The sequence below is a fragment of the Janthinobacterium sp. 1_2014MBL_MicDiv genome, from assembly GCF_001865675.1.
In the GTDB taxonomy this organism is placed as follows: domain Bacteria; phylum Pseudomonadota; class Gammaproteobacteria; order Burkholderiales; family Burkholderiaceae_D; genus Janthinobacterium.
This window is the reverse complement of record NZ_CP011319.1, coordinates 833219-858131: the sequence shown is the minus strand read 5'-3', so window position 1 is coordinate 858131 and position 24913 is coordinate 833219. Positions and strand designations below refer to the sequence as shown.

General features: G+C 63.7%; 20 protein-coding genes. 13 read left to right on the top strand and 7 right to left on the bottom strand.

Going from position 1 to position 24913, the window contains the following annotated elements:
* Nucleotides 1–222 precede the first annotated feature (222 nt).
* From YQ44_RS03725 to YQ44_RS03710, 4 genes are all read left to right on the top strand, one after another.
* Nucleotides 223–1074: a phasin family protein gene (locus YQ44_RS03725; protein WP_071322234.1), complete on the top strand. Its 852-nt coding sequence runs from the start codon at nt 223–225 to the stop codon at nt 1072–1074.
* A 165-nt stretch (nt 1075–1239) separates the two neighbouring features.
* Complete coding sequence (locus tag YQ44_RS03720) at nt 1240–2991, top strand: ABC transporter ATP-binding protein (protein ID WP_071322233.1); 1752 nt, start codon at nt 1240–1242, stop codon at nt 2989–2991.
* Nucleotides 2981–4789 carry an ABC transporter ATP-binding protein gene (locus YQ44_RS03715; RefSeq protein WP_071322232.1) on the top strand — a complete coding sequence of 603 codons (1809 nt, stop codon included), beginning with the start codon at nt 2981–2983 and terminating at the stop codon, nt 4787–4789. The genes YQ44_RS03720 and YQ44_RS03715 overlap by 11 nt, the downstream gene beginning before the upstream one ends.
* 120 nt (nt 4790–4909) lie before the next feature.
* Nucleotides 4910–7021 carry a sensor domain-containing diguanylate cyclase gene (locus tag YQ44_RS03710; RefSeq protein ID WP_335589259.1) on the top strand — a complete coding sequence of 704 codons (2112 nt, stop codon included), beginning with the start codon at nt 4910–4912 and terminating at the stop codon, nt 7019–7021.
* A 69-nt stretch (nt 7022–7090) separates the two neighbouring features.
* On the opposite strand, the gene YQ44_RS03705 is transcribed toward YQ44_RS03710, so the two are convergent.
* Together YQ44_RS03705 and YQ44_RS03700 are read right to left on the bottom strand one after the other, a co-directional pair.
* Nucleotides 7091–7420: a hypothetical protein gene (locus tag YQ44_RS03705; protein ID WP_071322231.1), complete on the bottom strand. Its 330-nt coding sequence runs from the start codon at nt 7418–7420 to the stop codon at nt 7091–7093.
* Between the two features lie 149 nt (nt 7421–7569).
* Nucleotides 7570–8871 (bottom strand): cytochrome-c peroxidase, encoded by a 1302-nt coding sequence (locus tag YQ44_RS03700; protein WP_071322230.1) that lies wholly within the window; start codon nt 8869–8871, stop codon nt 7570–7572.
* 139 nt (nt 8872–9010) lie between these two features.
* On the opposite strand from YQ44_RS03700, the gene acpA reads away from it, so the two are divergent.
* Complete coding sequence (gene acpA, locus YQ44_RS03695) at nt 9011–11143, top strand: acid phosphatase (protein ID WP_156894682.1); 2133 nt, start codon at nt 9011–9013, stop codon at nt 11141–11143.
* A gap of 76 nt (nt 11144–11219) precedes the next feature.
* On the opposite strand, the gene YQ44_RS03690 is transcribed toward acpA, so the two are convergent.
* The 3 genes from YQ44_RS03690 to YQ44_RS28620 all read right to left on the bottom strand — a co-directional run bounded on the left by YQ44_RS03690 (nt 11220) and on the right by YQ44_RS28620 (nt 13879).
* Nucleotides 11220–11948 (bottom strand): hypothetical protein, encoded by a 729-nt coding sequence (locus tag YQ44_RS03690; protein ID WP_198043867.1) that lies wholly within the window; start codon nt 11946–11948, stop codon nt 11220–11222.
* Between the two features lie 311 nt (nt 11949–12259).
* Nucleotides 12260–13150: a hypothetical protein gene (locus YQ44_RS28625; protein WP_156894680.1), complete on the bottom strand. Its 891-nt coding sequence runs from the start codon at nt 13148–13150 to the stop codon at nt 12260–12262.
* 72 nt (nt 13151–13222) lie between these two features.
* Nucleotides 13223–13879 (bottom strand): hypothetical protein, encoded by a 657-nt coding sequence (locus tag YQ44_RS28620; protein WP_198043866.1) that lies wholly within the window; start codon nt 13877–13879, stop codon nt 13223–13225.
* 309 nt (nt 13880–14188) lie between these two features.
* On the opposite strand from YQ44_RS28620, the gene YQ44_RS03675 reads away from it, so the two are divergent.
* Nucleotides 14189–15067, top strand: coding sequence for a hypothetical protein (locus YQ44_RS03675; RefSeq protein ID WP_071322226.1), 879 nt, complete (start codon nt 14189–14191; stop codon nt 15065–15067).
* Nucleotides 15064–16566, top strand: coding sequence for a hypothetical protein (locus YQ44_RS03670; RefSeq protein WP_071322225.1), 1503 nt, complete (start codon nt 15064–15066; stop codon nt 16564–16566). The genes YQ44_RS03675 and YQ44_RS03670 overlap by 4 nt, the downstream gene beginning before the upstream one ends.
* Before the next feature lie 237 nt (nt 16567–16803).
* On the opposite strand, the gene YQ44_RS03665 is transcribed toward YQ44_RS03670, so the two are convergent.
* On the bottom strand, nt 16804–17223 hold the full coding sequence (locus tag YQ44_RS03665; protein ID WP_083411632.1) for a hypothetical protein: 420 nt from the start codon (nt 17221–17223) through the stop codon (nt 16804–16806).
* A gap of 292 nt (nt 17224–17515) precedes the next feature.
* Between YQ44_RS03665 and YQ44_RS03660 the strand changes: the two genes are divergently transcribed.
* Nucleotides 17516–18586 (top strand): hypothetical protein, encoded by a 1071-nt coding sequence (locus YQ44_RS03660; protein ID WP_071322224.1) that lies wholly within the window; start codon nt 17516–17518, stop codon nt 18584–18586.
* A 3-nt stretch (nt 18587–18589) separates the two neighbouring features.
* Here the strand turns inward: YQ44_RS03660 and YQ44_RS03655 are convergent, their stop codons facing one another.
* A complete protein-coding gene (locus YQ44_RS03655; protein ID WP_232251044.1) occupies nt 18590–19543 on the bottom strand; it encodes a LysR family transcriptional regulator in 954 nt (317 codons plus the stop codon).
* Between the two features lie 109 nt (nt 19544–19652).
* On the opposite strand from YQ44_RS03655, the gene YQ44_RS03650 reads away from it, so the two are divergent.
* From YQ44_RS03650 to YQ44_RS03630, 5 genes are all read left to right on the top strand, one after another.
* A complete protein-coding gene (locus YQ44_RS03650) occupies nt 19653–20492 on the top strand; it encodes a phytanoyl-CoA dioxygenase family protein (protein ID WP_071322222.1) in 840 nt (279 codons plus the stop codon).
* Nucleotides 20492–21310: a sugar phosphate isomerase/epimerase family protein gene (locus tag YQ44_RS03645; protein ID WP_071322221.1), complete on the top strand. Its 819-nt coding sequence runs from the start codon at nt 20492–20494 to the stop codon at nt 21308–21310. The genes YQ44_RS03650 and YQ44_RS03645 overlap by 1 nt, the downstream gene beginning before the upstream one ends.
* A gap of 101 nt (nt 21311–21411) precedes the next feature.
* Nucleotides 21412–21873: a MarR family winged helix-turn-helix transcriptional regulator gene (locus YQ44_RS03640; protein ID WP_071322220.1), complete on the top strand. Its 462-nt coding sequence runs from the start codon at nt 21412–21414 to the stop codon at nt 21871–21873.
* Nucleotides 21874–22038: 165 nt separating this feature from the next.
* Nucleotides 22039–24411 carry a M1 family metallopeptidase gene (locus YQ44_RS03635; RefSeq protein ID WP_071322219.1) on the top strand — a complete coding sequence of 791 codons (2373 nt, stop codon included), beginning with the start codon at nt 22039–22041 and terminating at the stop codon, nt 24409–24411.
* Complete coding sequence (locus YQ44_RS03630; RefSeq protein WP_083411631.1) at nt 24408–24896, top strand: DUF6702 family protein; 489 nt, start codon at nt 24408–24410, stop codon at nt 24894–24896. Before YQ44_RS03635 ends, YQ44_RS03630 begins: the two co-directional genes overlap by 4 nt.
* Nucleotides 24897–24913: the final 17 nt, after the last annotated feature.

Below are 24913 nucleotides of genomic sequence, written 5' to 3'. Positions count from 1 at the left end.
GTGACAGGCTGATGAATCCTGCACGCCCATGGCAACCGGTAAGATAAAAATAACTTTCAACCAACTCGAATCACCGCTAGAATATTCATATTGCGTTGCATCAAAATCAGCCTATGATCAGCTATTCAGCACGCTACATACTTTACAAAACGCGGCCAACTCTGGTTTTCGGGATTTTGCAGAGCGTTTTGCCAGCATTTTAATCCGTATAAAGGAGTAAATATGTTTCCAATTCCTGAACAATTTTCCAACGCCGCCAAATCGCAACTGGAAAGCCAGTTGCAGATTTTCAGCACCATCACCAGCAAAGTCTTTGAAAGCGCCGAGAAAATCATCGCGCTGAACCTGAACGCGGGCAAGGCCGCCCTGTCGCACACGGCCGAAACGGCGCAGCACCTGCTGGAAACGCAGGATCCGCGCGATTTCTTCAGCTACAGCAGCAGCCAGGCGCAGCCGAATATCGAAAGCGTGCTGGCCTACAGCCGCCAGCTGTTCGGCATCGCCTCGAGCACGCAGGCGGAATTGCTGGCTTCGGCCAAGGCCCGCCTCGATGAAGCCGCCCCTGCTCCCGTGGCGGCCAAGCCAACGCTGGCCGTCGTCGCGCCCGCGTCCAAGCCGGCTGCCGTGCCTGCACCTGTGCCAGCGCCAGCAGCGGCCGCGGCGCCCGTCGTCGCCCAGCCTGCACCGGCCCAGCCCGTCGAAGTGACCAAGCCGGTCGCCAAGGCCGCCCCCGCTGCAGCACCGGCACCGGCACCGGCAGCCAAGGCCGCCGACAAGCCTGCCGCAAAGGCCGTGGAAGCGAAACCGGTCGCCAAGCCTGAAGCCGTCAAGCCAGCCCCGGCCCCAGCAGCTACGCCCGCAAAAGCCGCCGCTGCGCCCGCAGTGGCCAAGCCGGCAGCCAAGCCGCTTCCACCCAGCAAACCGGCCGCCAAGCCGGCCAGCGCCGCCAGCAAGACCGTGACCAAGGCGGCCGTGAAGCCCGCCCACGCGCCGGCAGCCAAGCCTGCCGCCAAGGGCACGCCGTCGAAACAGCTCGACATGCTCGGCGGCGGCAAAGGCAGCGGCCGCAAGTAAGCATCGCGCAGGACGGCAGGCAACACCACAACGGGCTACGGCCCGTTTTTTGCGTGCCCGTCCGCAGCGCATTTTTCCGCCGTGTTGTATCCTACGCGTACTTTCCGTCCGCGTGCCCGTCCTTCCGCCCCGCGACACCCCATTACTGCAAAACAAAAGGTAACCATGAGTTTATCGAGGCTCATCGCCGGCTTCGTGCGTCAGCATTGGCCGGCGTATGCCGCCGCCGCCGTCATGCTGACGGGCGTGGCAACACTAACCGTCTGGATACCGCGCCGCGTGGGCGCCATCATCGACGCGCTGGCCGCGCACCGCATGACGGCTGCCGAACTGTGGCTGGAGCTGCTGACCCTGCTCGCCGTCGGCGTCGTCATCTACTTCCTGCGCGTGGGCTGGCGCATCACCCTGTTCAAGGCCGCCTACCAGCTGGGCGTGATGCTGCGCACGCGCTTCTACACGCGCATGTCGCAGCAGGGCGCGTCGTTTTACCAGAACCAGCGCACGGGCGACCTGATGGCGCTGGCGACCAACGATATCGACGCCATCGAAATGGCCGCCGGCGAAGCCATGCTGGCCGGCTTCGACGGCACCCTGACCCTGCTGATGGTGCTCGGCATCATGCTGCTGGGCGTGGACTGGCGCCTGGCCTGCATCGCCCTCTTGCCGTTCCCGCTGATGGGACTGGCCTTCTGGCGCATCTCCAGCCATATCCACACGGCGTCGACGGATTCGCTGAAACGCTTTTCCGCGCTGAACGACCACGTGCAGGAATCGCTGTCGGGCGTGCGCACCCTGCGCGCGCTGGGCCTGGAAGAGCGCAGCAGCAAGCAGTTCTCCACCCTGGCCGGCCACGCGGCGAACGCCAGCCTGACGGCGCAGCGCTGGGAAGCGGCATATGAACCGGCCGTCGGCCTGACCCTGACGGCCGCCACGGCGCTGACCCTGGGCCTGGGCGGCTATCTGGTATGGCAAGACCAGCTGACCATCGGCGCGCTGACGAGCTTTTCCATGTACCTGGGACAGCTGATCTGGCCCATGTTCGCCGCCGGCTGGGTGCTCTCCCTGATCGAACGGGGCCGTGCCGCCTGGCAGCGGCTGCAGCCGATGCTGGACGCGCCGCTGGCCATCGACGACCATGGCACGATTGATACGCTGACGCCCGGTCCCCTGCAATTGCAGGACATCGGCTTTGCGTATGCGGGCCAGACGGCGCCGGCGCTGTCCGGCATCTCGCTGCGCCTGCTGCCGGGCCAGACCCTGGGTTTGGTGGGTCCGACGGGCAGCGGCAAGTCGACGCTGCTGCGCGTGCTGCTGCGCCAGGTCACGCCGCAATCGGGCACGGCCACGTGGAACGGCCAGGCGCTCGACGCCTACACCCTGCATGCGCTGCGCGCGGCCATCAGCTGGGTGCCGCAGGAATCGTTCCTGTTCTCCGCCACCATCGCCGACAACATCGCGCTGGCCCGCCCCGGCGCCACGCGCGAGGAAGTGGAGCGGGCGGCGCAGCTGGCCGACATCCATGCCGATATTTTGCAATTCCCCGATGGCTATGCCACCCACGTGGGAGAAAAGGGCATCACCCTGTCCGGCGGCCAGCGCCAGCGCGTGGCGATTGCCCGCGCCCTGCTGGCCGACAATGGCCTGCTGCTGCTCGACGATGCCCTCTCCGCCGTCGACACGGGCACGGAAACGCGCATCCTGCAGCACCTGGAAGAACTGCGCCGCAAGCGCCCCGAGCGCAGCGCCATCATCGCCAGCCACCGCCTGAGCGCCGTCGTCAACGCGGACCTGATCCTCGTCCTGCGCGATGGCCACGTCACGGAAACGGGCAACCACGACGCGCTGATGCAGCGCGATGGCTGGTATGCCAGCCAGTGGCGCTATCAACAACTGGAGGCCAGCCTCGATGCCATCTAAGACCGACCAAGCCAGCACCGCCACGCAATCCGTGCGCCGCCAGGCCATGCAGGCGATCGGCCTGCTGCGCCGCGCCGCCGCGCCCGACATCGGCCACTTGAACTGGGCCACGTTCTGGCTGATCATCGCCGCCGCCCTCGAAGTGACGGGCCCCATTTTGGGCAAGGCCCTGATCGACCAGCACCTGCTGCCGCGCCACCTGGACTGGACGCGCATGGCATTGCTGCTGGGCGGCTGCCTGCTGACGGGCTGGGTCGCTTCCGGCCTGCGCTATCTGCAGCTGGTGCGCCTGTCCGGCCTGGCCATGCGTTCCGTGCAGCGCCTGCGCGAAACCGTCTACCAGCACGTGCTGCGCCTGCCCATGGCCTTCTTCGACCGCGCCATCACGGGCCAGCTGGTGAGCCGCGTCACCAACGACACGGAAGCGGTGAAATCGCTGTACGTGCAAGTGCTATTCGTCATCCTCGACAGCACCATCGTCCTGGTCGGCACCATGGCCGCCATGGCCTTCCTCGACTGGCGCTTGATGCTGATCGTGCTGGCCCTGCTGCCGGCCGTGCTGGTCATCGTCTTCCTGTACCAGCGCTGGAGCGCGCCGGCCGTCACGCGCGCGCGCGCCCTGCGCAGCGAAATCAACGGGCAGATCGCCGAATCGATCGGCGGCATGAGCGTGCTGCAGGCGAATAACGCGGAAAAGCGCTTCGGCGCGCGCTTCACGGGCATCAACCAGGACCACTACACGGCGCGCATGCAGGAATTGCGCGCCAACGCCTGGCTGCTGCGCCCCGCGCTCGACATGCTCAATATAGTGCTGCTGGCCGTCGTCATCTTCAGCTTCGGCCGCCGCGAAATGGGCGCCGTGGAAGTGGGCGTGCTGTATGCGTTCATCAGCTACATCGCGCGCGTGATCGAGCCGCTGATCCAGATCACCATGCAGTTCAGCCAGCTGCAGCAGTCGGTGGTGGCGACGGCGCGCGTCTCGGCCCTGCTCGACGAAACGCAGGCGCTCGAACACGCGCCGAAGCAGGCAACACCGGCCCTGCGGCATGCGGCGGCCGGCATCGACACGCCCGCCGTCGACATCGCGCACCTGACGTTCGCCTACGTGGAAAACCAGCCCGTGCTGCACGACCTGTCGCTGCAAATTCCGCACGGCGCCTTCTTCGGCATCGTCGGCCACACGGGCAGCGGCAAGTCGACCCTGCTGTCCTTGCTGCTGCGCTTTTATCCCGTCACGCAGGGCAGCATCGCCATCAACGGCGCCGCCCTCGACAGCATCGACAACGAGCACTTCCGCGCCGACGTGGGCCTGGTGCCGCAAGACCCGTTCCTGCTGGCCGCCTCGGCGCGCGAAAACATCGACATGGGCCGCGGCTACACGCAGGCGCAGATCGAGACGGCCGCGCGCGCCGCGCATGCGCACGACTTCATCGCGGCGCTGGAGCACGGCTACGACACGCCGCTGGGCGAAGGCGGCTCGCGCCTGTCGTCGGGACAGAAGCAGCTGATCGCCATCGCCCGCGCGCTGGCCGGCCAGCCGCGCATCCTGCTGCTCGACGAAGCGACGTCGCGCATCGATAGCCAGACGGAGCAGATCGTGCAACTGGCCCTCAACGAATTGCGCGGCAAGGTGACCATCATCGCCATCGCCCACCGCCTGTCGACCATCCGCGACGCCGACACCATCATCGTGCTCAATCATGGCCGCATCACGGAGTCGGGGCCGCACGACAGCCTGATGCAGATCGAAGGCGGCCTGTACCAGCGCCTGTACCTGCTGCAGCAGCTGGCGCAGTAATGCTGTTTTGTCAATGCCGGGAGTGTGCACTTTCGCAAATTTCTGCAAGCCGCGTGATATTTCTTGATTGCAACAGAATATAATCTTTGCAGACAAGAGTGTCATTGCGGGGGCGGGAAGTTGGCAGGCAGAGAGAAACGGGCATCATGGCGGAAGGCGCATTGGCTGCTGGCACTGGCATGCCTGCTGCCGCCCGCCGCCGGCGCCCAGGACGAGCTGCTGCAGCGCATCGACGCCGTGCGCGAGGATGGCCGCTTCGTGCCGGACCGCGCCCTGCTGCGCCTGGAGGAAGTGGAAACGCAGGCGCGCAGCGCGCCCCTGGCGGTGCGCGCCGAATTCCTCACCCAGCTGAGCACCGTGCGCATGCGCCTGGGGCAGAACGATATCGCCATGCAGCTGGCCGAGGAATTGATCGCCTACGCCCGCCAGCACAATAACGACGTGGCGCTGGCCAAAGGCATGCTGTGCAAGGCCTACATCACGTTCGCCATGAACGAGCGCCGCGCCTCGCACCTGCTGGCCTTCGAGGCAGAAAAGATCGCCAACCGCACGGACGACTTGCCCGTGCGCGTGCAGGCGACCATCAGCGCGGGCCAGTCGTGGGCCGAGGAAGGCAATTTCCCGTCCGCGCTGGCCAAGCTGCAGGCCGCCGTCGACCTGGCGCGCCAGAGCGATTCGCCGTCCAGCCTGGCCGCCGCCCTGAACGCCCTCACCCTGCTGTACACGCAGATGCGCGAATACGACAAGGGTTTCCAGGTGCTCGACGAATTGCTGGCCGTCTCCGGCACGCTGGAATCGCCGGGCCGCATGGCGCAGGCGAAGAACACGGAATACGGCCTGGCACTCGATGCGCAGCAGCCGCAGCGGGGCCAGCGCGCGCTGCTGGCGGCGCTGGCCCTCGAACGCAAGCTGGGCGCCCGCGGCATGGTGGCGACCACCCTCGTCAACCTGTCGGACAGCTATCTGAAGGAAGGCGACTATCCGCAAACCCTGCGCTACGCGAACGAGGCCATCACGGCGGCCCGCCTGATCAACAATGAACAGGTGGAGGCGACGGCGCGCCTGAACATCGGCCAAGCGCTGATCGGCCAGGGGCGTTTACAGGAAGGCAAGCAAAGCGTGGCCACGGGCCTCGAATACTACGAGCGCACGGCCAACCAGCCGGACATGCAGGCCGTGCTGCTCGAATACGGCCAGGCGCTGGAAAAGGCGGGCGACATGCGCGGCGCCGTCACGGCCTACCACCGCGAACGGGGCATTTCCAACCAGCTGTTCGAGAAACAGCGGCAAAAGGCCGTGTACGAGCTGCAGGAAAAATATGAGATGGAAAAGAAGCAGCGCCAGATCGAGCTGCTGAGCCGCGAAAACCAGATCAAGAGCGCCGAACTCGACAACCGCCGCCTGCAGCAGCGCGTGTGGTGGCTGCTGGCACTGGTGCTGGCCATGGCTTCCGTCATCGTCGGCATGCTGTACCGCAAGGTACGCCATGCGAACGTGCAGCTGAAGGTGAAGAACCAGGAACTCAAGCGGCAAAGTTCGCGCGACCCGCTGACGGCCCTGTACAACCGCCGGCATTTCCAGGAATTCATGCGCAACCACGCGGGCAAGCCGCTGCAAACGTACGCGGGAAGCGACGTGGTCGGTGCGCTGTTCCTGCTCGACGTCGACCATTTCAAGCATATCAATGACCGCTACGGCCATGCGGCAGGCGACCTGGTGCTGACCAGCATCGCCGAAACCCTGCACGAGGTGTTGCGCGAAACGGACATGATCGTGCGCTGGGGCGGCGAGGAATTCCTTGCCTTCCTGCCCGCCGTCGCGCGCGATGGACTCGACGATATCGCGCGGCGCATCCTCAATGGCGTGGCCGCGCAAAGGATCGAATACCAGGGACAGGCGATCGGCGTGCACGTTTCCGTCGGTTTCGCGCCGTATCCGCTGTCGCCGCTGGGCCAGCCCCTGAGCTGGGAGCGCAGCGTCAATCTGATCGACATGGCGCTGTACCTGGCCAAGGCGCACGGACGCAACCGGGCGTATGGCTTGCGCGGCTTCCGGCACGTGGAACGCACGACGCTCGAGGCGGTGGAACAAGACCTGGAACGGGCGTGGCGCGACGGCTATGTCGACCTGAGCGTGGTATTGGGTACAAAGGAGGAGAAGGGCAGCGCCATGGCGGCGGCCCCGGCTGCGGACGACGCCCCGGGTGCCTGCGGTACGGCGGCGGCCGGCTGAGCGGCCGCCACGGTCACTGGCTGCAAGCGGCCAGGCCGGCGTAAGCGGCCTGTGCCAGATGAGCAGCGATTACTTGTGTGCGGCGTCCTGGATCTTTTCGCCGGCTTTTTCCACCTTCTGGCCGACGGCATCGGCCGCTTCGGTCATTTTCTTGTCGGCGTCAGCGGCGACCTGGTCGATCTTCGCGCCCGTGTCGGAAGCGGCCTGGCTCACGGCGGCATCGGCCTTGGCGGCGGCAGCCTTGATGTCGGCTTCAGCCTTGGCTGCGGCGGCATCGATCTTCTGGCCCGCTTGCTCTGCAGGACCGGCTGCGACATCTTCCTTCTTCTGGCAGGCGGCCAGCGCAACGACCATCATCCCGGCGGCGCACAGGGTCATCCAATTTTTGCTTACTTTCATGATATTCCCTTTCATTGTTATCAAAAGACACAGATCAGTCCGCAATATACACCTGGATAAAATTTTCGAGCGTTCGCTAACGCACATAAAAACACGGATTTGTAGCGTATTTGTAAGCAATGGTATCTTGATATCTTTTCGCCATCCTGTCAGTGTCTGGCGTGGGCCAGCTGGTCGCTATCGGTCAGGGTGTGCAGGAAGGCGATCACGTCGGCGATCTCGCGTTCATTCAGGGCCGGCGCCTGGCCCGGCTGGCGGTCGAACGGCGCTTCCCCATTCACGTTCGCTTCCAGGCCCGGCGGCAGATCGTCGTATTTGTGCACCTTGCCGTTCCTGTCTTGCGGATACCATTTCTGCGGCGCCGTGTCGCGCTGCACGTAAAAGCGCAGCACCTGCTCGAGGCTGGCAAAACTGCCGTTATGGAAGAACACCTGGCGCAGCGCCACGTTGCGCAGCGACGGCGTCTTGAAGCTGCCGCAATATTCCTTGTGCTGCGTCAAATCGGTGCGGTCCGGGCCGCACAACCCCAGGTCGAAGAACGCCGGGTCCGTATTGGCCGGCAACCGGCCGTTGCGCGGCACGCCGAGATTGATCAAGCCGTAGTCGGTAAATTGCGGAAAGACGCCGCCGGGGCTGACCTGGCTGATGTGGCACGAGGCGCAATTGCCCTTGTTTTCAGCATTGAACAGGGCCAGGCCGCGCGCCTCCTGCGGGCTCAAAACGGCTTGCTTGCGCAGCACGGCGTCGTACTTGCTCGTGTACGGATAGAAGTCGGCCGGACTTTCCTGGAACACTTCCAGCGACATCAGCGCCCAGCGCAGCGCCTGACCCGGCTGCGCGAAGATATCGTCGCCATACGTGCGGCGAAATTGCGCGGCCAGGGGACCGGCCCGTAACCTGGCCACCACGGCCGCCGCATCGCGGTTGCCCATCTCGCGCGGCGACAGCAGGGGCGCCAGCGCCTGTTCATGGCCGGACTGGGCGCGGCCATCCCAGTTGCGCCCTCCAGTCGGCCCAGCGTCGACGCTGTCGTCGCCGTCATCGTCGTGGAAATGCTCGGTAAAGGCCGGCGCGTTCTGGATATAGCGCAAGGATGGCGCCGCGCGCGTGCCTGCATCCTTGAGCTCCGGGCCGCCGAGCTGCACGGCCAGGCCGTTCGGCGGGCCGTAGGCGTGTTCGGGACTGTGACAGCTGGCGCAGGCCAGCTTGCCCGAGACGGACAGGCTGGGCTCAAAGAACATGGCGCGCCCCATGGCCGTCATTTCCTGTACCGAAGGCTGGCGTTTCAGCGTCGGCGCGTAGGCGCCCGCCAGGTAGGCAGGTGCAGCAGCGGCCTGGGTTTCTGTCGGCGGCGCGGGCTGGCAGGCGGCCAGCAGGCAGATGGCGCTGGCCGCCGCCAGCAGCAGGGAAGGATTCGGTTTCAACATGGGGTGGCAGCGTAGCAACGGCATGTGACAGCTGCGTGACAAGACCCTGCGAAAAGTAATGTATCAAGTCCGTACATTACGTCATGTAACAGCGCCTGACATGTCACGCAGCTGACATATTGCCTGCCTAGCATGCGACGTTTTCCCCCCACGAGGCATGAACATGAAACCGCACGCCAGAATCACCTTAGCTCCCGTCCTACGTCCCCTGCCATTATTGCTGTCGCTGAGCCTGGCGGCCTGCGGCAGCGACTACGCCGTCACGCCGCACATCACGGGCCAGGTCATCGGCAGCTACTATGAAAACGCCCAGGTCTGCGTGGAAAGCAGCACGACCAAACTGACGTGCGACAGCGCCTCGACCCCCGTCAGGACGGCGGCCGACGGCAGCTACAGCCTGGAAGGCCAGGGCGCCGTGCTGGTGACGGTGGGCACGGACGCCATCCGCCACGAGGCCATCGGCGACAGCGGCAGCAAGGTCACGCAAAAACTGCTGCTGCGCGCCCCCGCTGGCCACGGCGCGTTCGTCAGCGCCCTGTCGACGGAACTGGCGCAAGTCATGGAAGGCAATGGCGGCGACTTTGCGGCCGCCAGCAGCAAGCTGGCGGCGCGCCTCGGCGTGTCGGAAGCGGGACTGGCGTCCGACTTCAACAAGGCCAGCGGCGACGAGCTGGCGAAACTGAAGGCGGAAAACGCCAGCGTCACGGCGCTGATCGCCGGCGCCAGCGCGCAGGCGGCGCCCGCCGATGCACTGGCCGCGCTGAACGGCGCGCTGGCGCTGAACAATATCCAGACCATCGTCGTCATCTACGCGGAAAACCGCGGCTTCGACAATCTGTACGGCCTGTTCCCGGGCGCCAATGGCGTGCCGGGCGTCAACCCCACGTCGACCTCCGCCTACGTGCCGCAAAAGGATATCGATGGCAGCACCCTGCCCGTGCTGCCGCCCACCTGGGGCGGCATGACGGCGGCCGGCCAGAGCACCGTCATCACGCAGGCGCAGTCGGCCAACCTGCCAAACAAGCCGTTCCAGATCGACGCCGCCGGCAGCCCCCTGTACCTGCCGCAATCGGTGATCACGCGCGACCTCGTGCACCGCTTCTACAACAACCAGATGCAGATCAACGGCGGCGCCAACGACAAGTTCGCGGCCTATTCCGACGCCGGCGGCCTGGCCATGGGCTATTACGACGGCAGCAAGATGCAGCTGTGGGACATCGCCAGGCAATATGCGCTGGCCGACAACCTGTTCATCGGCGCGTTCGGCGGCTCCTTCCTCACCCACCAGTACCTGATCTGCGCCTGCGCGCCCACCTATCCGAATGCCGACACCTCGGTGGCGAAAGGGTCGATCGCGAAGATCGACGTCGACGCCAAGGGCAACTTCCTGCGCCTGACGCCGTCCGCCACGGCGCCCGCCACGGTCTTGAATGGCGCGCCCGCCTACGCCAATGACGGCGCGCTGACGCCGGCCGACAGCAACGGCATGTTTTACGCCGTCAACACCATGCAGCCGCCCTTCCAGCCCAGCAGCAACGCCCCGGCCTCGGGCGACAGCAGCAAGCTGTATGCGGACACCGGCAAGGCCACCACCCTGCCGCAGCAGACGCAGACGAATATCGGCGACCTGCTGTCAGCCAAGAATATCGACTGGGCCTGGTATGCGGGCGCCTGGAAGGATACGACGGCCCTGGCCACGGCCAGCGCGCGCGCCGGCAGCTTCCCCAGCCCGCCGAACTTCCAGTTCCACCACCAGCCGTTCAATTACTTCGCCAGCATGGACCCGGTGAAAGCGCCCGCCTACCGCGCCGCCCACCTGCGCGACTTCGACAGCCAGTTCCTCAGCGACGCGGGCGCCGGCAAGCTGCCGGCCGTGACCTTCTACAAGCCGCAGGGCAACTTGAACCAGCACGCGGGCTATGCCAGCGTGGCCGATGGCGACGCGCATATCGCCGGCGTCATCGCCCAGCTGAAAAAGAGTCCGCAATGGAAGAACATGCTGGTCATCGTCACCTACGATGAAAATGGCGGCTTCTACGACCACGCCGCGCCGCCGAAGGGCGACCGCTGGGGTCCGGGCACGCGCGTGCCGGCCATCCTCGTCTCGCCGTACGTGAAAAAGGGATTGGTTGATCATACGCAATACGATTCGGCGTCCATCCTGCGCGCCATCACGCACCGCTTTGCGCTGCCCGTACTCGACGGCCTGACCACGCGCGACAAGGCGCTGGTGGCCAATGGCGGCAAGGCCATGGGCGACTTCAGCGCGGCGCTGGCCCTGGTGCCGCAAGAATAGCCGTCGACAGGGACGGCATCGCGACGCCCGCCCGGCCTGGCCGCGGCGGGCGTTTTTCATTCCGTGCTATCCGGCGCTACTGGCCCGGGGCCGCATCGAGCAGGGAATGCTCGAGCAATTGCGACAGCGACGCGCGCAGCGCCTGCGTGCGCGCCGCCAGTTCCGGCCGCTTGTAGCGCTCGGCGGCGATCAGGCTGCGTTCCAGGCAGACGCGGTCCCCCTTGGCCAGGCAGGCGTCGGCCGCGTCGAGCTGGGCGCTGGCCTGCGCCACTTTCACCTTGGCATCGAGTTCCAGCGTGTCCGGATCGTCGCCCCAGCGCTTCACGTGCGCGGCCAGCCGCGTGGCGGCCAGATCCGGCTTGCCCCCGTCGAGCGCCTGGTTGACGGATGCCTGCGCCGTGCTCCATGCCTGTTCGCGCCGCTGTGTCTTCTCGCACGCGGCGGTGGCCGTCGTGATGCTCGCCTGCAAGCGTTTCAATTGCGCGGCCGGCGCCTTGGCGCTTTTCAGCACGGCCAGCGCGCTGCGTGCCCCGTCCAGGTCGCACTGCGCCGCCAGCGCCGTGGCCGCCTCTACCTGCTCGGTCACGCTGGCCGGCTTGTCGGCTGGCTTGTTGATGAACCAGATGCCAGCCAGCAGCACCCCGGCCGCGATCCACGTGCGCAGGCGCACGGGCGGACGCGGCGGCGGCACCGAGCCCCTGGCGGCAGGCTTGACGGGCGGCGCCTTGGGCGGCGGAGCAGCAGGTGCCGTACTCGGCTGCGGAGCGGGCGGCGCGGGGGCAGTCGCCGGCTGCGGCACGGACATGGGTGCAGCTACGGGGACAGGCGGCGGCATGCGCGGCACCGGCGGCGGCAACGGTGGCGGCGTCACCGGGGACGGCGATACTTTCTGTAAAACAATAGATTCAGCGGCCTGGCGCGCGCCGCAAAACGGACAATGCGCCACGCACAGCGGCAAGTAGCGGCCGCAAGCGGCGTTGATGCACATTTCATTCACTTTTTCAGGCACGTTCCAACCTTTACTGCTCATGCAACAATGGAAGGCTTACGATCATATCGAATGCCCTGTTCATTGCACGAACTCTACTTATATCTGCTGGCGGAGATAGCGCAGATTCAACGCTCCGCCTTCACCAGCCCTAATGCTCGTTCCTTTTCCAATATTACCTCACGATCACGATTCAGCAGTTTCGCACGTGCCAACCACTTGGCAGCGGCGCCTAGATCATTCGATGCCGCACTTTTCTCTGCTAGTTTGATGTAATGATCAACTATCTTGCTGGCAAGCCCCTTGACCTCTTCGCCACGATATTGGCCCTCAGGGTCAATCTGCCGAATTTGATCCAGTGAAGCTTTAGCCGAACTCTCCGGCGGATCAGTGTATTGAGCTTTCTCGATGTAAAGAGAAGCACGACGCAACTGATCGTCGATTTCAGAACGGTCATTTTCATTGAGCTTAATTGCGTTCGTCCCCACAGGTCGACTCTCATTGACCTGTGCCGCTGCACCAGGATTCGCATCCTTCGCGTCCTTCGATGGCCGAGTAGCAAAGAAGATAGCAGCACCTACAACTGCAATAGCGACAAGTACCAGTCCCATCTGGGAACCAAGCCATTTTTTTGTATCCGTCGAACGCGATGCACCGTTTGCTTTGCAGAAACTTGTCACATATTCCTCTGCCACACGAGGATCAAGTCCAACACGTTTTCCAGACGCCGCGTTCACTACTTTACTCAGCGCCAGACGCTCCTCCTTTTGATCCAACTTCTTGTCATTGTCTGTAAACTGATGCAACAACCTATCGAGCTCTTCCACGAGTGCACGCTCCGACACTGCGGAATACTCATCTAACTGCTCACGAATTACCAACTCTATTTCCCTACTGACGATACCGCGTGCGGCTGCTTCTTCTTTAATGCGTCGCTCTTCACCTCGATCCAGATAAAAATCATCGTCTACAGCCGCAGCTACTCGGTTCTTCAGCCAGTCCAAATCAGATTGATTCATATTTCCCTCAGTTTTCTAAAAGTTTCTATCTAAATGATCAAACCAAATAAAATCTTCGCCATCTTACCTACACTACAAAATTTTCCACCCCCAAATACCTGACCGCTGCATCACGCTATTTTTCCGACAAAAATCGTTGATAAATCGCTCTGCCACCTCAAAATCGACCCCCTTCATCGCACCAAAGCGCGGCTTACAGACGCTTTGCAAAGCGTCGACACGACTCTTTTTATCTAACCTTTTTTCAATATCTGTAAAAGTGTGTAGTAGCGCATCAAGTTCATCCAACAACCCTTTTTCATTGACGACATTTAAACGTTGCAAAGCCAACGACACAATTGACTCCACTCGCCTCAAATCCACGCCTAAAGCCTTCCTTCCATTTCGCACTAGAACACCAAAAGTGACGCAATCGCAGTATGCGTTTGAAACACTATCGGCAATATTCTTATTGAACTGTTTCTGCGCCTCCTCCCAAAAAACAGGGTTTGAAAATAACAGTTCCTTCGGCGCGTTATCTTCCTTAACTTCAGAGGCGCTGGTCCAGACCTGTTCACTCATAGGCAACGACATAGTCCTGTCTACGTGTGGAACAGTTAATACAGGTGAAATTATTTTTACCTTGATGGCCGTTTGCTTCACTCCACAAAAAGGACAAAAATTCACAGTCGAGTGGTATGTCGACTGGCAGCTCAATTCTTGACATTGGTATTCAATTTCCTTATTCACAAAAATACCTCTTCCTACGTCACTCATCTATTACAGGGAGAATATTCCCTGGCATGACGATAAAACCGATACCCATAAATTACAAAAAACACCTTAAATTATCTTTCAAATAATAACGCATCCTTGACCAGCAATACCACCTATTTCCGGCATAACAGCAAAGATGCCTTAGTCAATCTTTATAAAAGTCCTTTCGCAAGGCTCTACATAAACACGTGCCGCCACAATTCAGAGGGCTTGATACCGATCAACGAGCATCGCCCGCCACGGCCTAAGCTACCAGCACAGGCCACGCACAAGGAGATTGCCATGCCAGCCCACCTGATCATCGAAGACGGCCAGCCCTGGTGGTGGGACAGCGCCGATATCTGGGTCGTGCCGGGTAATGATCCGAACGGTCCGCCCGGCGCGCCCATTGCCGGCGTCAGCAACTACCTGTGGGGCCGCGTGCACAACACGGGCAACAGTGCCTCGAACGGCGTGCGCGTGGATTTCTACTGGGCCGATCCTTCGGGCCAGATCGCCGTCGGCGCCGCCACGCCGATCGGTTCCGCGTTTGCCGACCTGGCGCCTGGCGCCACGCAGGAAGTGCTGTGCCTGGTGCCCTGGGTGCCCGTCATCGTCAATGGCGGCCACGAATGCCTGCTGGCCGTGGCGCACGGCGCCGGCGACGTCAACCCGCTGCCCGATCCGCTGCCGAACGGCTTCCCGTTCCAGCCCACGCTGCACGAGCAGATCGCCCAGCGCAATGTGACGGTGGTGCTGGCGGCCAGGCGCGCGCAGCTGCTGACCATCGCGGTGGCGGCCCTGCCGCGCGAGGCAAAGAGAGTGGAACTGCATATCGATCAAGGCGGCGAACTGCCGGAGCGCCTGCTGGCCACCCTGGGCCTCGACAAATGGCAGCCGGCAAAAGAGGCGCGCCTGGCGGCGGGCCTGGCGCGCACGCCGCACTGCAATGGCGATGGCCCCGGCGAACAGAAGCTGGAGGTCGAGGTGCCGCGCGGCCAGGCCGTGCCCGTGTACCTGAGCTTGCGCGCCGAAGCGCTGCCCCGTGGCCAATATGCGCTGCTGCGCGTGCTGGAAACGCGCGATGGCAAGGTACTGGGCGGCATCACGTACATCGTCGTTGATCTGGATCAGGAGCAAGGCGAGGACCAGCAGCACAGCCCCGAGGAGCAAGCATCATGAGCGACACGCCCATGCAAGTGTTAACGCGGCCATTCGCGATCGAACCCGTCACCAATATCATGCTGCCGGACGGCATCTTCGACAATGCCATCTACGGCTTGCGCATCGCGGCCCACGTGACGAACATGTCGAGCAGCGCGCTCAACAACGTCACCGTGTACCTGGAAAGCGTGGGCGATCCCGGCATCGCGCCCGTGGCGCGCACCTTCTTCTTTGCCAGCGTCCCGGCCGGCGCGGCCATGCTGGTGACGTGGGATGCCGACTTCCAGCATGCGGCGCCCGGCAAGCGCCTCGTCAGCTTTGTCGCCAAGGCCGACGGCTACGCGCCGCGCCGCTCGATCCAGCAAATCTTCGTCTCGCAGACGCGCTTCGACAGCGCCACCAATACCTACACGTGCACGGTCGAGGAAGGCACCCTGGAACTGTCCAAGCCGCAAGGCCATCTGCCCGGCAAGCGCTGGGGCAGCACGGGCGGCGACAACAAGGACTGCCGCTGTCCGCCCGGCCTCGGTCCCATCGTGCCGACCGGCATGACCCTCGTCTGGACGCCGAACCCCGCCTACGCGGGCACGCACGGGGACTTGCCGTTTTCCGATCCGTGGTGGAAGATTCTCGCCATCATCATCGCCATTATCGCCGCGCTGGTCGCCATCATTTCAGCCGCGCTCGGTTCCGGCAAGGCCAGCTTCAGCGTGGGCGGCACCTTCGAGGAGACCGACCCCAGCGTCGACTGCTGCTCGCTCGAAGGGGCCGGTTCGGGCCAGCCCGAATTCACGGTGGCGGGCGTGGCTTCGGCCATCGCCTCGGGCGCCATCGCCGTCGCCTGTTCCGATATCGCCGACCCGTTCTGGCGTGGCCAGGAAGCAACACCCCCGGCCGCCGGCGAACTGACCCTGGCCGAACGCGTGGTGGCGAAGTGGGTCCTGCCGGAGGCGCCGAACGCGGGCTTGCCCTACACGGCCGACATCAGCTGGCAGTACGAACGCTTCACCACGGGCGCCACCTACCAGCATGCAGTCACTGAAACGCAAGTCAACATCCATGTGGCGGGCCCCGTGGAAACGGATACGCCCGCCGTCGTGCAGGCCTATGAACCGTTGTGGGTACGCGCCAGCTTCAAGCGCGACAATGGCAATGTCTTCCGCGGCACGGAACTGTATGCGTTCGTGCTATTCCAGGCGCCGCAGGGCTTGTATTTCGTCGAGTCGCTGACCGATGACGGCCTGAGCTTCGATCCTGGCGCCAACGATGGCGTCTATGCCGGCAGCCTGGACTTGAAACGCGCTTACCGCACCTTGCTGCAGTATGGACAGAAGGTCTTTGGCACCTGGCGCGTGTTTGTCTTCGCGCAAGACGTCAACCTGACCAAGCCGGGCACGCCGCCGGAAATCGCCGCCCAGCACATCGGCGGCATGTTCGTCGCCAGCGCCATCGAGATCACCTTCGACGACAGCCTGCCCTGCCCGCTCAAGGCGCAGGCGAATATCGTGGTCGTGTGATGGTGGACAAACTCAGGCGCAGGTCGGCTGAGCGGCGCCGCCGGGGTGGCGCTGCCAAGATGGGGCCGCCGGGATGCAGCCACGCCGCGCGCAAACCGACAATAGGGTTAATGCCCTATGCGCGCCCAAAGCGGCCGAGATAGCGTTCAGGGCCAGGCGCCGCCCCGAAGGCGGTACGTCAGTACGGCAAGGAAAACGGGACAGGCAACAACGCCCTGGGCGTTTTATCGGCTACTCTTACACCTTGACGCTGTCGGGTTTCGCGATCACCGTGCGCGGAATGATGTCGTTCTCCGGGCACGACGCCATCGCATCCGAATACGCGAGCCAGCGCTGCAGGCTTTCCATGCGGCGGATGGTGATGCCCTTGCCGTTGATATAGCCGATCTGTTCGAAATTGGCGGAGCTGGTGGTCAGCTTCGAGACGGTCGGCGCGTTGTCGACCAGGCGGTCATACGCCTTGCGCGCCTTGTGCTCCCACTTGGCCAGCACGGGGTCGTCGAAACGGTTGCTTTCAAAATACACGGTGATGGTGCGGTCGTGGTTGGCAAAGCCGACGATGGCCGCGCCTTTGCGTATGGTCAACAGGACATCTTCCTTGACGCCCGTCACGGGAACGAACACGGCGGCACGCCCATCCGTGTCGGGCCGCTCCATGGGAATATCTTGTCCAATTATGCTCATTGCATCACGCTCTTTGTCATCGCCGGTTGGCCTGTTGTATTTATGGCTATCGCTGGAACCGTGCCGCGCGCGGACGCTGCCGCCCCAGCTGGCCGGTTCCATACTGTTTATCAAATAATACATTGCCGTAGAGCACTACACAAGATAATCAGCGCCCCGGCCCCGGTGCGCTCAAGCGTCGCGTTCAGGGCCGAATGGCGGCGCCGGCGGCACTCGCCTTATAATGCTGCGCTTACCTCCCCACATGCAAGACGCTCCCCTCACCATGACGCTTCCCGAAAATGATACCAGCCGGCTCGACGCCATCAGTGCCGCCGCCACCGAAGTCGCGGCCCGCAACGTGGCCGACCTGCTGGCCATGGCCATCTGCCACCGTCCCGATGAACCGGCCCTGATCGTCTGCGACAAGCGCAGCTGGCTCAACGTGGTGCTGACGGAAGCCTATTGCCTGGCCTTGCCGGACGCCACCCTCATCGATTTCGACGACGTCACGCCGGACGCCGTGCTGGCCGCGTTTGCCGAACTGCCGGCCGGCAGCCTCGTCGTGCTGATCCAGTCGACCAGCTTCCGTCTGGAAGCGTTCCGCATCCGCATCGAACTGTTCAAGCGCGGCTTGAAGGTGATCGAGCACGTGCATCTGTCGCGCATGCCAGGCGTGCAGGGCTTGCACTACATCGCCTCGCTGGCTTACGACCCCGCCTACTATCGCGGCGTGGGCCATGCGCTCAAGGCGCGCATCGACGGCGCCCGCCACGGCATGGTCGACAGCGGCGGCGAGCAGCTGGTCTTCTCCTCGCCGTTCGAATCGGCCAAGCTCAATATCGGCGACTACAGCGGCATGAACAATATCGGCGGCCAGTTCCCGCTGGGCGAAGTATTCACGGAAGCGCAGGACCTGGAAGCGGTCAACGGGCGCGTGCGCATCTTCGTCTTTGGCGACACGCACTTCATGGTCAACCGCCCTGACACGCCGATCACCCTGATCATCGAAAAGGGCCGCGTCACGGGCACCGAACACGCCACGCCAGAATTTACCGCCATGCTGGAAATCATCCGCGCGCATGAGGGCGAAGTGTGGGTGCGCGAACTGGGCTTCGGCATGAACCGCGCCTTTTCGCGCGAGCAGCTGGTCAACGACATCGGCACGTATGAACGCATGTGCGGCATCCATCTGTCGCTGGGCGCCAAGCACGGCGTATATGCGAAACCGCAGTTCAAGCGCAAGGATGCGCGCTACCACGTCGACATCTTCGCCGTCACCGAAGCCGTCTATCTCGACGACGAGCGCGTGTACGCAGATGGCGCGTGGACGGTGCAGCCGGTCGCCTTCAACTGAGCCTCAACTGAAAAATCCGGCCGCTGCCAGCTCGCGGTCCCACGGCGGCACGGGCTGGTATTCGGCTACCAGGAAATCGATCAGCGCGCGCACCTTGGGCGATGGCTGGCGGCTGGCCGGATACAGGGCGCTCAGGTGATTGAGCGGCAGGTCCCAGCCCGATAGCACGGGCAGCAGGCTGCCGTCGAGCAGGTTGCGCCAGGCGAGGAAGGTGGTGCTGTAGACGATGCCGAGCCCGCGCTGCGCCGCCTGGTGCAGCACCAGGCCGTTATTTGCCGTGAAACCCGCCTGCACGCGCACGCTCACCGCCTCGCGCCGCTCCCCTTCTCCCTTCTGGAAATGCCAGTTCGTGCCATCGGTCAGGTGGCTGAAATGCAGGCACTGATGGTTCAATAAATCCTGCGGCGCCTGCGGCACGCCCCATTGCGCCAGATAGGCGGGGCTGGCGCACAGCACGGCGCGGCACGGCGCCAGCGGGCGCATGGCCAGCGCGCTGCTGTCGGGGATGCCGCCCACGCGGATGGTCAGATCAAAGCCGTGGCGTATCGGGTCGAGCAGCGCGTCGTCGACAAACAGTTCGGCCTGCACCTGCGGGTGCAGCAGGCTGAAACGCGCGACGGCGTCGGCCAGCCAGGCACTGCCAAAACTCGACGGCGCCTGGATGCGCAGCGGCCCGGCCAATCCAGCGCCCGCTTGCGCCACGTGTGCCACCATGCGCGCCGCCTCCTGCGCCTGGCTGACGGTGGCCATGCACGGCGCCAGGTAGGCGCGCCCCGCGTCCGTCAGGCTCACTTCACGCGTGGAGCGGTGCAGCAGGCGCGCGTGCAGGCGTTCCTCGAGCTGCATGATGGTCTTGCTGACCATGGCGCGCGTCAGACCCAGGCGCTGGCCAGCCACGGTGAAGCTGCGCTGGCGCGCCACTTCGACAAAGATTTCCATCGCTTTTAATTGATCCATATCAAAGATTGTCATCGTTTGAGCGACAATCTGTCAACCGTTGGCCGATTGTTTGCCCGCCTGCAGCCACCTACAATGGCGTTTTCCATACACCTCCGGAGCCGCCGCCATGCTAACGATCGAACAACAAGAACAGTACCAACGCGACGGCTACCTCATCCTGCCCGATTTCAAGGGCGCGGACGCAATCGCCGCCCTGCGCGCGCGCGCCGAGCAGATTGTCAACGAATTCGATCCCAACGTCAGCCAGTCCATCTTCACCACGCGCGACCAGGCGAAGAATACCAACGATTATTTCCTCGCTTCCGACAACACCATCCGCTGCTTCTTCGAGGAAGAGGCATTCGGCGCGGACGGCCAGCTGAAGCAAGCCAAGTCGCTGTCGATCAACAAGATCGGCCACGCCATGCATGACCTGGACCCCGTCTTCCGCGCCTTTTCGGCCGACCCGAAGCTGGCCGAAGTGGCGCGCGACCTGGGCCTGGCGGACGCGCAGGTATGGCAATCGATGTACATCTTCAAGCAGCCCGGCATCGGCGGCGAAGTGCGCTGGCACCAGGACGCCACGTATTTCGAGACCACGCCGGTCAGCGTGACCACCTTCTGGTTCGCGCTGGAAGACGCCACCCTGGAAAACGGCTGCCTGTGGGCGGAACCGGGCGGCCACCGCGGCCCGCTGCGCGAACGCTTCATCCGCAACGGCGACCAGGTGCGCGTGGAAAAACTCGACGCCATGCCCTGGCCCGACGACAGCACGGCCGTGCCGCTCGAAGTCAAGGCCGGCGCCCTCGTCTGCTTCCATGGCTTGCTGCCCCACTACAGCGCGCCGAACCGCTCGCCCGTCTCGCGCCACGCCTACACCCTGCACGCCACCGATGGCCAGACCGAATACGCGGCCCACAACTGGATACAGCGCGATGCATCGTTCCCCGTGCGGGGCTTCGTCTGATGCGCATCCAGGTTTTCGCCGCCCACTGGGGCAATAACGACCTGCCACCCGACGTCTTCATCGACAAGGTGCTGGCGGCCGGCTTCGACGGCATCGAGATGTCGCTGCCGCTGGACGCGGCCCTGCGCGAGGAGTGGACGGACCGCATCGCCAGGGCCGGACTGGAACTGATCGCCGCGCAATGGGAAACCGTGTTCCACAGCGATTTCGCCCTGCACCGCGCGGCCCTGGCCGAGCTGCTGGAGAACGCCTGCCTGGCGCGCCCCGTGCTGGTCAACACGCACACGGGCAAGGATTTTTATACGCCGGCGCAGAACGCGCAGCTGATCGAGCTGGCCGCCGCCATCTCGGCAAAGCACGGCGTGCCCATCGTGCATGAAATCCACCGCAGCCGCTTCAGCGGCCACCCGATGCTGCTGCTGCCCTACCTGGACCAGTATCCCGACTTGCCGCTGACGGCGGACCTGTCGCACTGGTGCTGCGCCTGCGAATCCCTGCTGGAAGACCAGCCGCAGACCCTGGCGCAAGTGCTGCCGCTGGTGCGCCACGTGCACGCGCGCGTCGGCCATGCCCAGGGCCCGCAGGTGGCCGACTTCCGCGCGCCGGAAGCCAAGCCAGCCCTCGACGCCCACCTGGCGTGGTGGGACGCCATCGTCGTCCTGCGCCGCGCCGCCGGCGCCGAGCGCATGACGTTTACGCCGGAATTCGGTCCCGCCCCGTACACGCAAACCCTGCCCTGGACGCAGCAGCCCGTGGCCGACGCCTGGCAGCAGAACGTCGCCATGCTGCATCTGCTGCGCGCCCGCTACGCGCGCTAGTTCGCCACGGCCGCACCCACGCGCCGGGCCACACGGGTCCGGTGCGTGGGTGCAGGCCAGCCACGCTTGTCATTAAGTAGTGCGCTATATATACTGTCTCCATGGATACCACCACCTCCCCCAACCCGCTGCACCAGGTGCCGCGCCTGGACAGCCAGCTGTGCTTTGCGCTGTACTCGACCTCGCTCGCCATGAACAAGCTGTACCGCAAGCTCCTGCGCAAGCTGGGCCTCACGTATTCGCAATACCTGGTGATGATGGTACTGTGGGAGCGCGACGGCTTGACGGTATCGGAAGTGGGCGAGCGCCTGTTCCTCGATTCGGCCACCCTGACGCCCCTGCTCAAGCGCATGGAGCAATCGGGCCTGTTGACACGCGCGCGCGCCGCCAGCGACGAGCGCCAGGTCATCATTTCCCTCACCGAACAGGGCGACCAGCTGCGCCACGAGGCGGCCCTGCTGCCCGAGGCCATCCTGACGGCCAGCCACTGCAGCGTGGAGCAAGTTGTGGACATGAAACAACAACTGAACCAGTTGCGCGACAGCCTGATGAAAAGTGAGTAAACAGGCTGTTTTTCCAAGCAAAATCAGGCAAAGCATGAGCCTGACGGCGCCAGGCAAAAGCTGGCGCAAAATCCGCCTTTCTTTATTACAAAACGATACAAGGCGGCCATCACCCTGCGTATAGAATAGTTGCCACTATTTCCTTACAACAACATCAGGGTGAATATGCGCATACCTTTCGGCTCCGTTGCCTCGTTGGCTCTCTGCTTTACCGTCTCGGCCTTCGCCGCCGAGCCATTCGACGACAAGTTCCGCCAGCTCGAGGAATTGCTGCCCACCCCGAATACCTACCGCACCGCCTCCGGCGCGCCGGGCCACGCCTACTGGCAGCAGCGCGCCGACTACACCATCCGCGCCACCCTGGACGAGGCCAAACGCGAGATCGCCGGCAGCGGCACCATCACCTACCATAACCAGTCGCCCGATACCCTGGGCTACCTGTGGGTGCAGCTGGACCAGAATATCTACAAACCCGATTCCGACGCCCGCCGCATGACCACGGCGCCGTCGCGCCAGGCGTGGGCCAAGACGGGCGAGGACAGCATGAAGTTCGAAGGCTTGCGCGGCATGCTGGCGCGCGGCGACTTCCAGGGCGGCTTCAATATCCGCGCCCTGAAAGGCGCCGATGGCCAGCCTTTGAAATATGTAGTGAACCGCACCATGATGCGCATCGACCTGCCGCAGCCGTTGAAGCCGGGCCAGGACTTCAGCTTCCAGATCGACTGGGATTACCGCATCAACGAGCAGAAGGTGCTGGGCGGGCGCGCCGGCTATGAAGTCTTCGACGACAAGAACGCCCTGTTCGAAGTGGCGCAGTGGTTCCCCCGCATGGCGGCCTACTACGACGCGGCCGGCTGGCAGCACAAGCAGTTCCTCGGCTCGGGCGAATTCACGCTGGAGTTCGGCGACTATGACGTGCAGCTGACGGTGCCGGCCGACCATATCGTCGCCTCCACGGGCGAACTGCAAAATCCGCAGGACGTGCTCTCCAGCGCACAGCGCGAGCGCCTGGAGAAAGCCCGCACCAGCGATAAGCCCGTCATCATCGTCACGCAGAAGGAAGCGGAAGCGGCCGAGAAATCCGTCAGCCGCGCGCAAAAGACGTGGCACTTCAAGGCGTCCAACGTGCGCGACTTCGCCTGGGCCTCGAGCCGCAAGTTCATCTGGGATGCGCAGGGCTACGACAAGGGCGGCAGCAAGCTGATGGCCATGTCCTACTATCCGAAGGAAGGCAATCCGCTGTGGGAAAAATACAGCACGCAAGCCATCGTGCACACCATCGAGCAGTACAACAAGTACAGCATCGACTACCCGTACCCGACGGCGATCTCCGTCAACGGCCCGGTGGGCGGCATGGAGTATCCGATGATCTCCTTCAACGGCCCGCGCCCGGTGAAAGACAAGAAAACGGGCGCGCTGACATATTCCAAGCGCACCAAGTACGGCCTGATCGGCGTCATCATCCATGAAGTCGGGCACAACTACTACCCGATGGTCATCAACTCGGACGAGCGCCAGTGGACGTGGATGGACGAGGGCCTGAACACCTTCGTGCAATACCTGGCGCAGCAGGCATGGGAAGAGCATTATCCGGCCTCGCGCGGCGAGCCGCGCGAAATCGTCGACTACATGCGTAGCCGCGATCAGGTGCCCATCATGACCAATTCCGAGTCCTTGCTGCAGTTCGGCAACAACGCCTACGCCAAGCCGGCGGCGGGCCTGAACATCCTGCGCGAAACCATCCTCGGGCGCGAGCTGTTCGACTATGCGTTCAAGGAATATGCGCAGCGCTGGAAGTTCAAGCGCCCCACGCCGGCCGACTTCTTCCGCACCATGGAAGACGCTTCCGGCACGGACCTGGACTGGTTCTGGCGCGGCTGGTTTTACACGACCGACCCGGTCGACATCAGCATCGACGGCATCACCGAATATGGCGTGAGTTCAAAAAATCCGGAAACGGAAAAGGCCTGGAAAAAAGCGCAGAAAGGCGCCCAGCCGGAATCCGTCACGGACCGCGCCAACAAGGGCATGCCGCGCCGCGTCGACGCGCATCCTGAGCTGAAGGATTTCTACAACCAGCACGACGATTTCACGGTGACCAACAAGGACCGCAACGCCTACGCCGAAGCGCTGGACAAGCTGGAGCCATGGGAAAAGGACTTGCTGAAACAGGGCAAACACCTGTACCTGGTGGACCTGTCGAACCTGGGCGGCATGGTGATGCCGCTGATACTGGAAATTGAACTCAAGAGCGGCAAGAAATACGTCGAGCGCGTGCCGGCCGAAGTGTGGCGCTACTCGCCGAAGAAAATCACCAAGGTCGTCATCACGGACGAACCGATGGTGGGCCTGGTGCAAGACCCGTACTGGGAAACGGCCGATATCGACACCAGCAACAATGCCTGGCCGCGCAAGATCACGCCATCGCGCCTGGAGCTGTTCAAGAGCGAGAAGGCGCCCAGGGATAACCTGATGCAGGATTTTAATACGCCGTTGAAAGGCAAGAACGGCGGCTCGGCCAAGGACGACGAGGCGTGAAGCGCTGGCGCGTGCTGGCCGCCGCCATGCTGGCCTGCGCCAGCATGGCGGCCGGCGCCCACAACTTCCACATGGGCATCGCCGACATCAGCTACAACGCGGCCAGCGGCAGCACGGAAGTGGTGCATACCTACACGGGCCACGACGTGGAAGCGCTGCTGACGAATCTGTACCAGCGCCAGTTCGACCTGGGCCAGGAAGACAGCGAGGCGGCGCTGCGCCGCTACGTGGACAGGCAGTTCCATATCACCGGCGCGGATGGCAAGCGCCTGCGCCTGAACTGGGTCGGCATGAAGGTCAATGCTGACAACGTGGTGATCTTCCAGGAGATCGAGCACACGCGCCTGGCGCCCGCCACGCGCATCCACAACCAGCTGCTGATCGACTTCCTGCCCAGCCAGCGCAACACCCTCAACGTGCAGGACGGCGGCGCCATCCAGACGCTGTTCTTCGACCACCAGCACACCGAGCTGCCGATCAAATAAACCGGCAGGGGCCACGC

Coding starts and splice junctions, on each gene's coding strand:
- YQ44_RS03725 (WP_071322234.1), top strand. CDS start 223: ATGTTTCCAATTCCTGAACAATTTTCCAACGCCGCCAAATCGCAACTG.
- YQ44_RS03720 (WP_071322233.1), top strand. CDS start 1,240: ATGAGTTTATCGAGGCTCATCGCCGGCTTCGTGCGTCAGCATTGGCCG.
- YQ44_RS03715 (WP_071322232.1), top strand. CDS start 2,981: ATGCCATCTAAGACCGACCAAGCCAGCACCGCCACGCAATCCGTGCGC.
- YQ44_RS03705 (WP_071322231.1), bottom strand. CDS start 7,420: ATGAAAGTAAGCAAAAATTGGATGACCCTGTGCGCCGCCGGGATGATG.
- YQ44_RS03700 (WP_071322230.1), bottom strand. CDS start 8,871: ATGCCGTTGCTACGCTGCCACCCCATGTTGAAACCGAATCCTTCCCTG.
- acpA (WP_156894682.1), top strand. CDS start 9,011: ATGAAACCGCACGCCAGAATCACCTTAGCTCCCGTCCTACGTCCCCTG.
- YQ44_RS03690 (WP_198043867.1), bottom strand. CDS start 11,948: ATGTCCGTGCCGCAGCCGGCGACTGCCCCCGCGCCGCCCGCTCCGCAG.
- YQ44_RS28625 (WP_156894680.1), bottom strand. CDS start 13,150: ATGAATCAATCTGATTTGGACTGGCTGAAGAACCGAGTAGCTGCGGCT.
- YQ44_RS03675 (WP_071322226.1), top strand. CDS start 14,189: ATGCCAGCCCACCTGATCATCGAAGACGGCCAGCCCTGGTGGTGGGAC.
- YQ44_RS03670 (WP_071322225.1), top strand. CDS start 15,064: ATGAGCGACACGCCCATGCAAGTGTTAACGCGGCCATTCGCGATCGAA.
- YQ44_RS03665 (WP_083411632.1), bottom strand. CDS start 17,223: ATGGAGCGGCCCGACACGGATGGGCGTGCCGCCGTGTTCGTTCCCGTG.
- YQ44_RS03660 (WP_071322224.1), top strand. CDS start 17,516: ATGACGCTTCCCGAAAATGATACCAGCCGGCTCGACGCCATCAGTGCC.
- YQ44_RS03655 (WP_232251044.1), bottom strand. CDS start 19,543: ATGGATCAATTAAAAGCGATGGAAATCTTTGTCGAAGTGGCGCGCCAG.
- YQ44_RS03650 (WP_071322222.1), top strand. CDS start 19,653: ATGCTAACGATCGAACAACAAGAACAGTACCAACGCGACGGCTACCTC.
- YQ44_RS03645 (WP_071322221.1), top strand. CDS start 20,492: ATGCGCATCCAGGTTTTCGCCGCCCACTGGGGCAATAACGACCTGCCA.
- YQ44_RS03640 (WP_071322220.1), top strand. CDS start 21,412: ATGGATACCACCACCTCCCCCAACCCGCTGCACCAGGTGCCGCGCCTG.
- YQ44_RS03635 (WP_071322219.1), top strand. CDS start 22,039: ATGCGCATACCTTTCGGCTCCGTTGCCTCGTTGGCTCTCTGCTTTACC.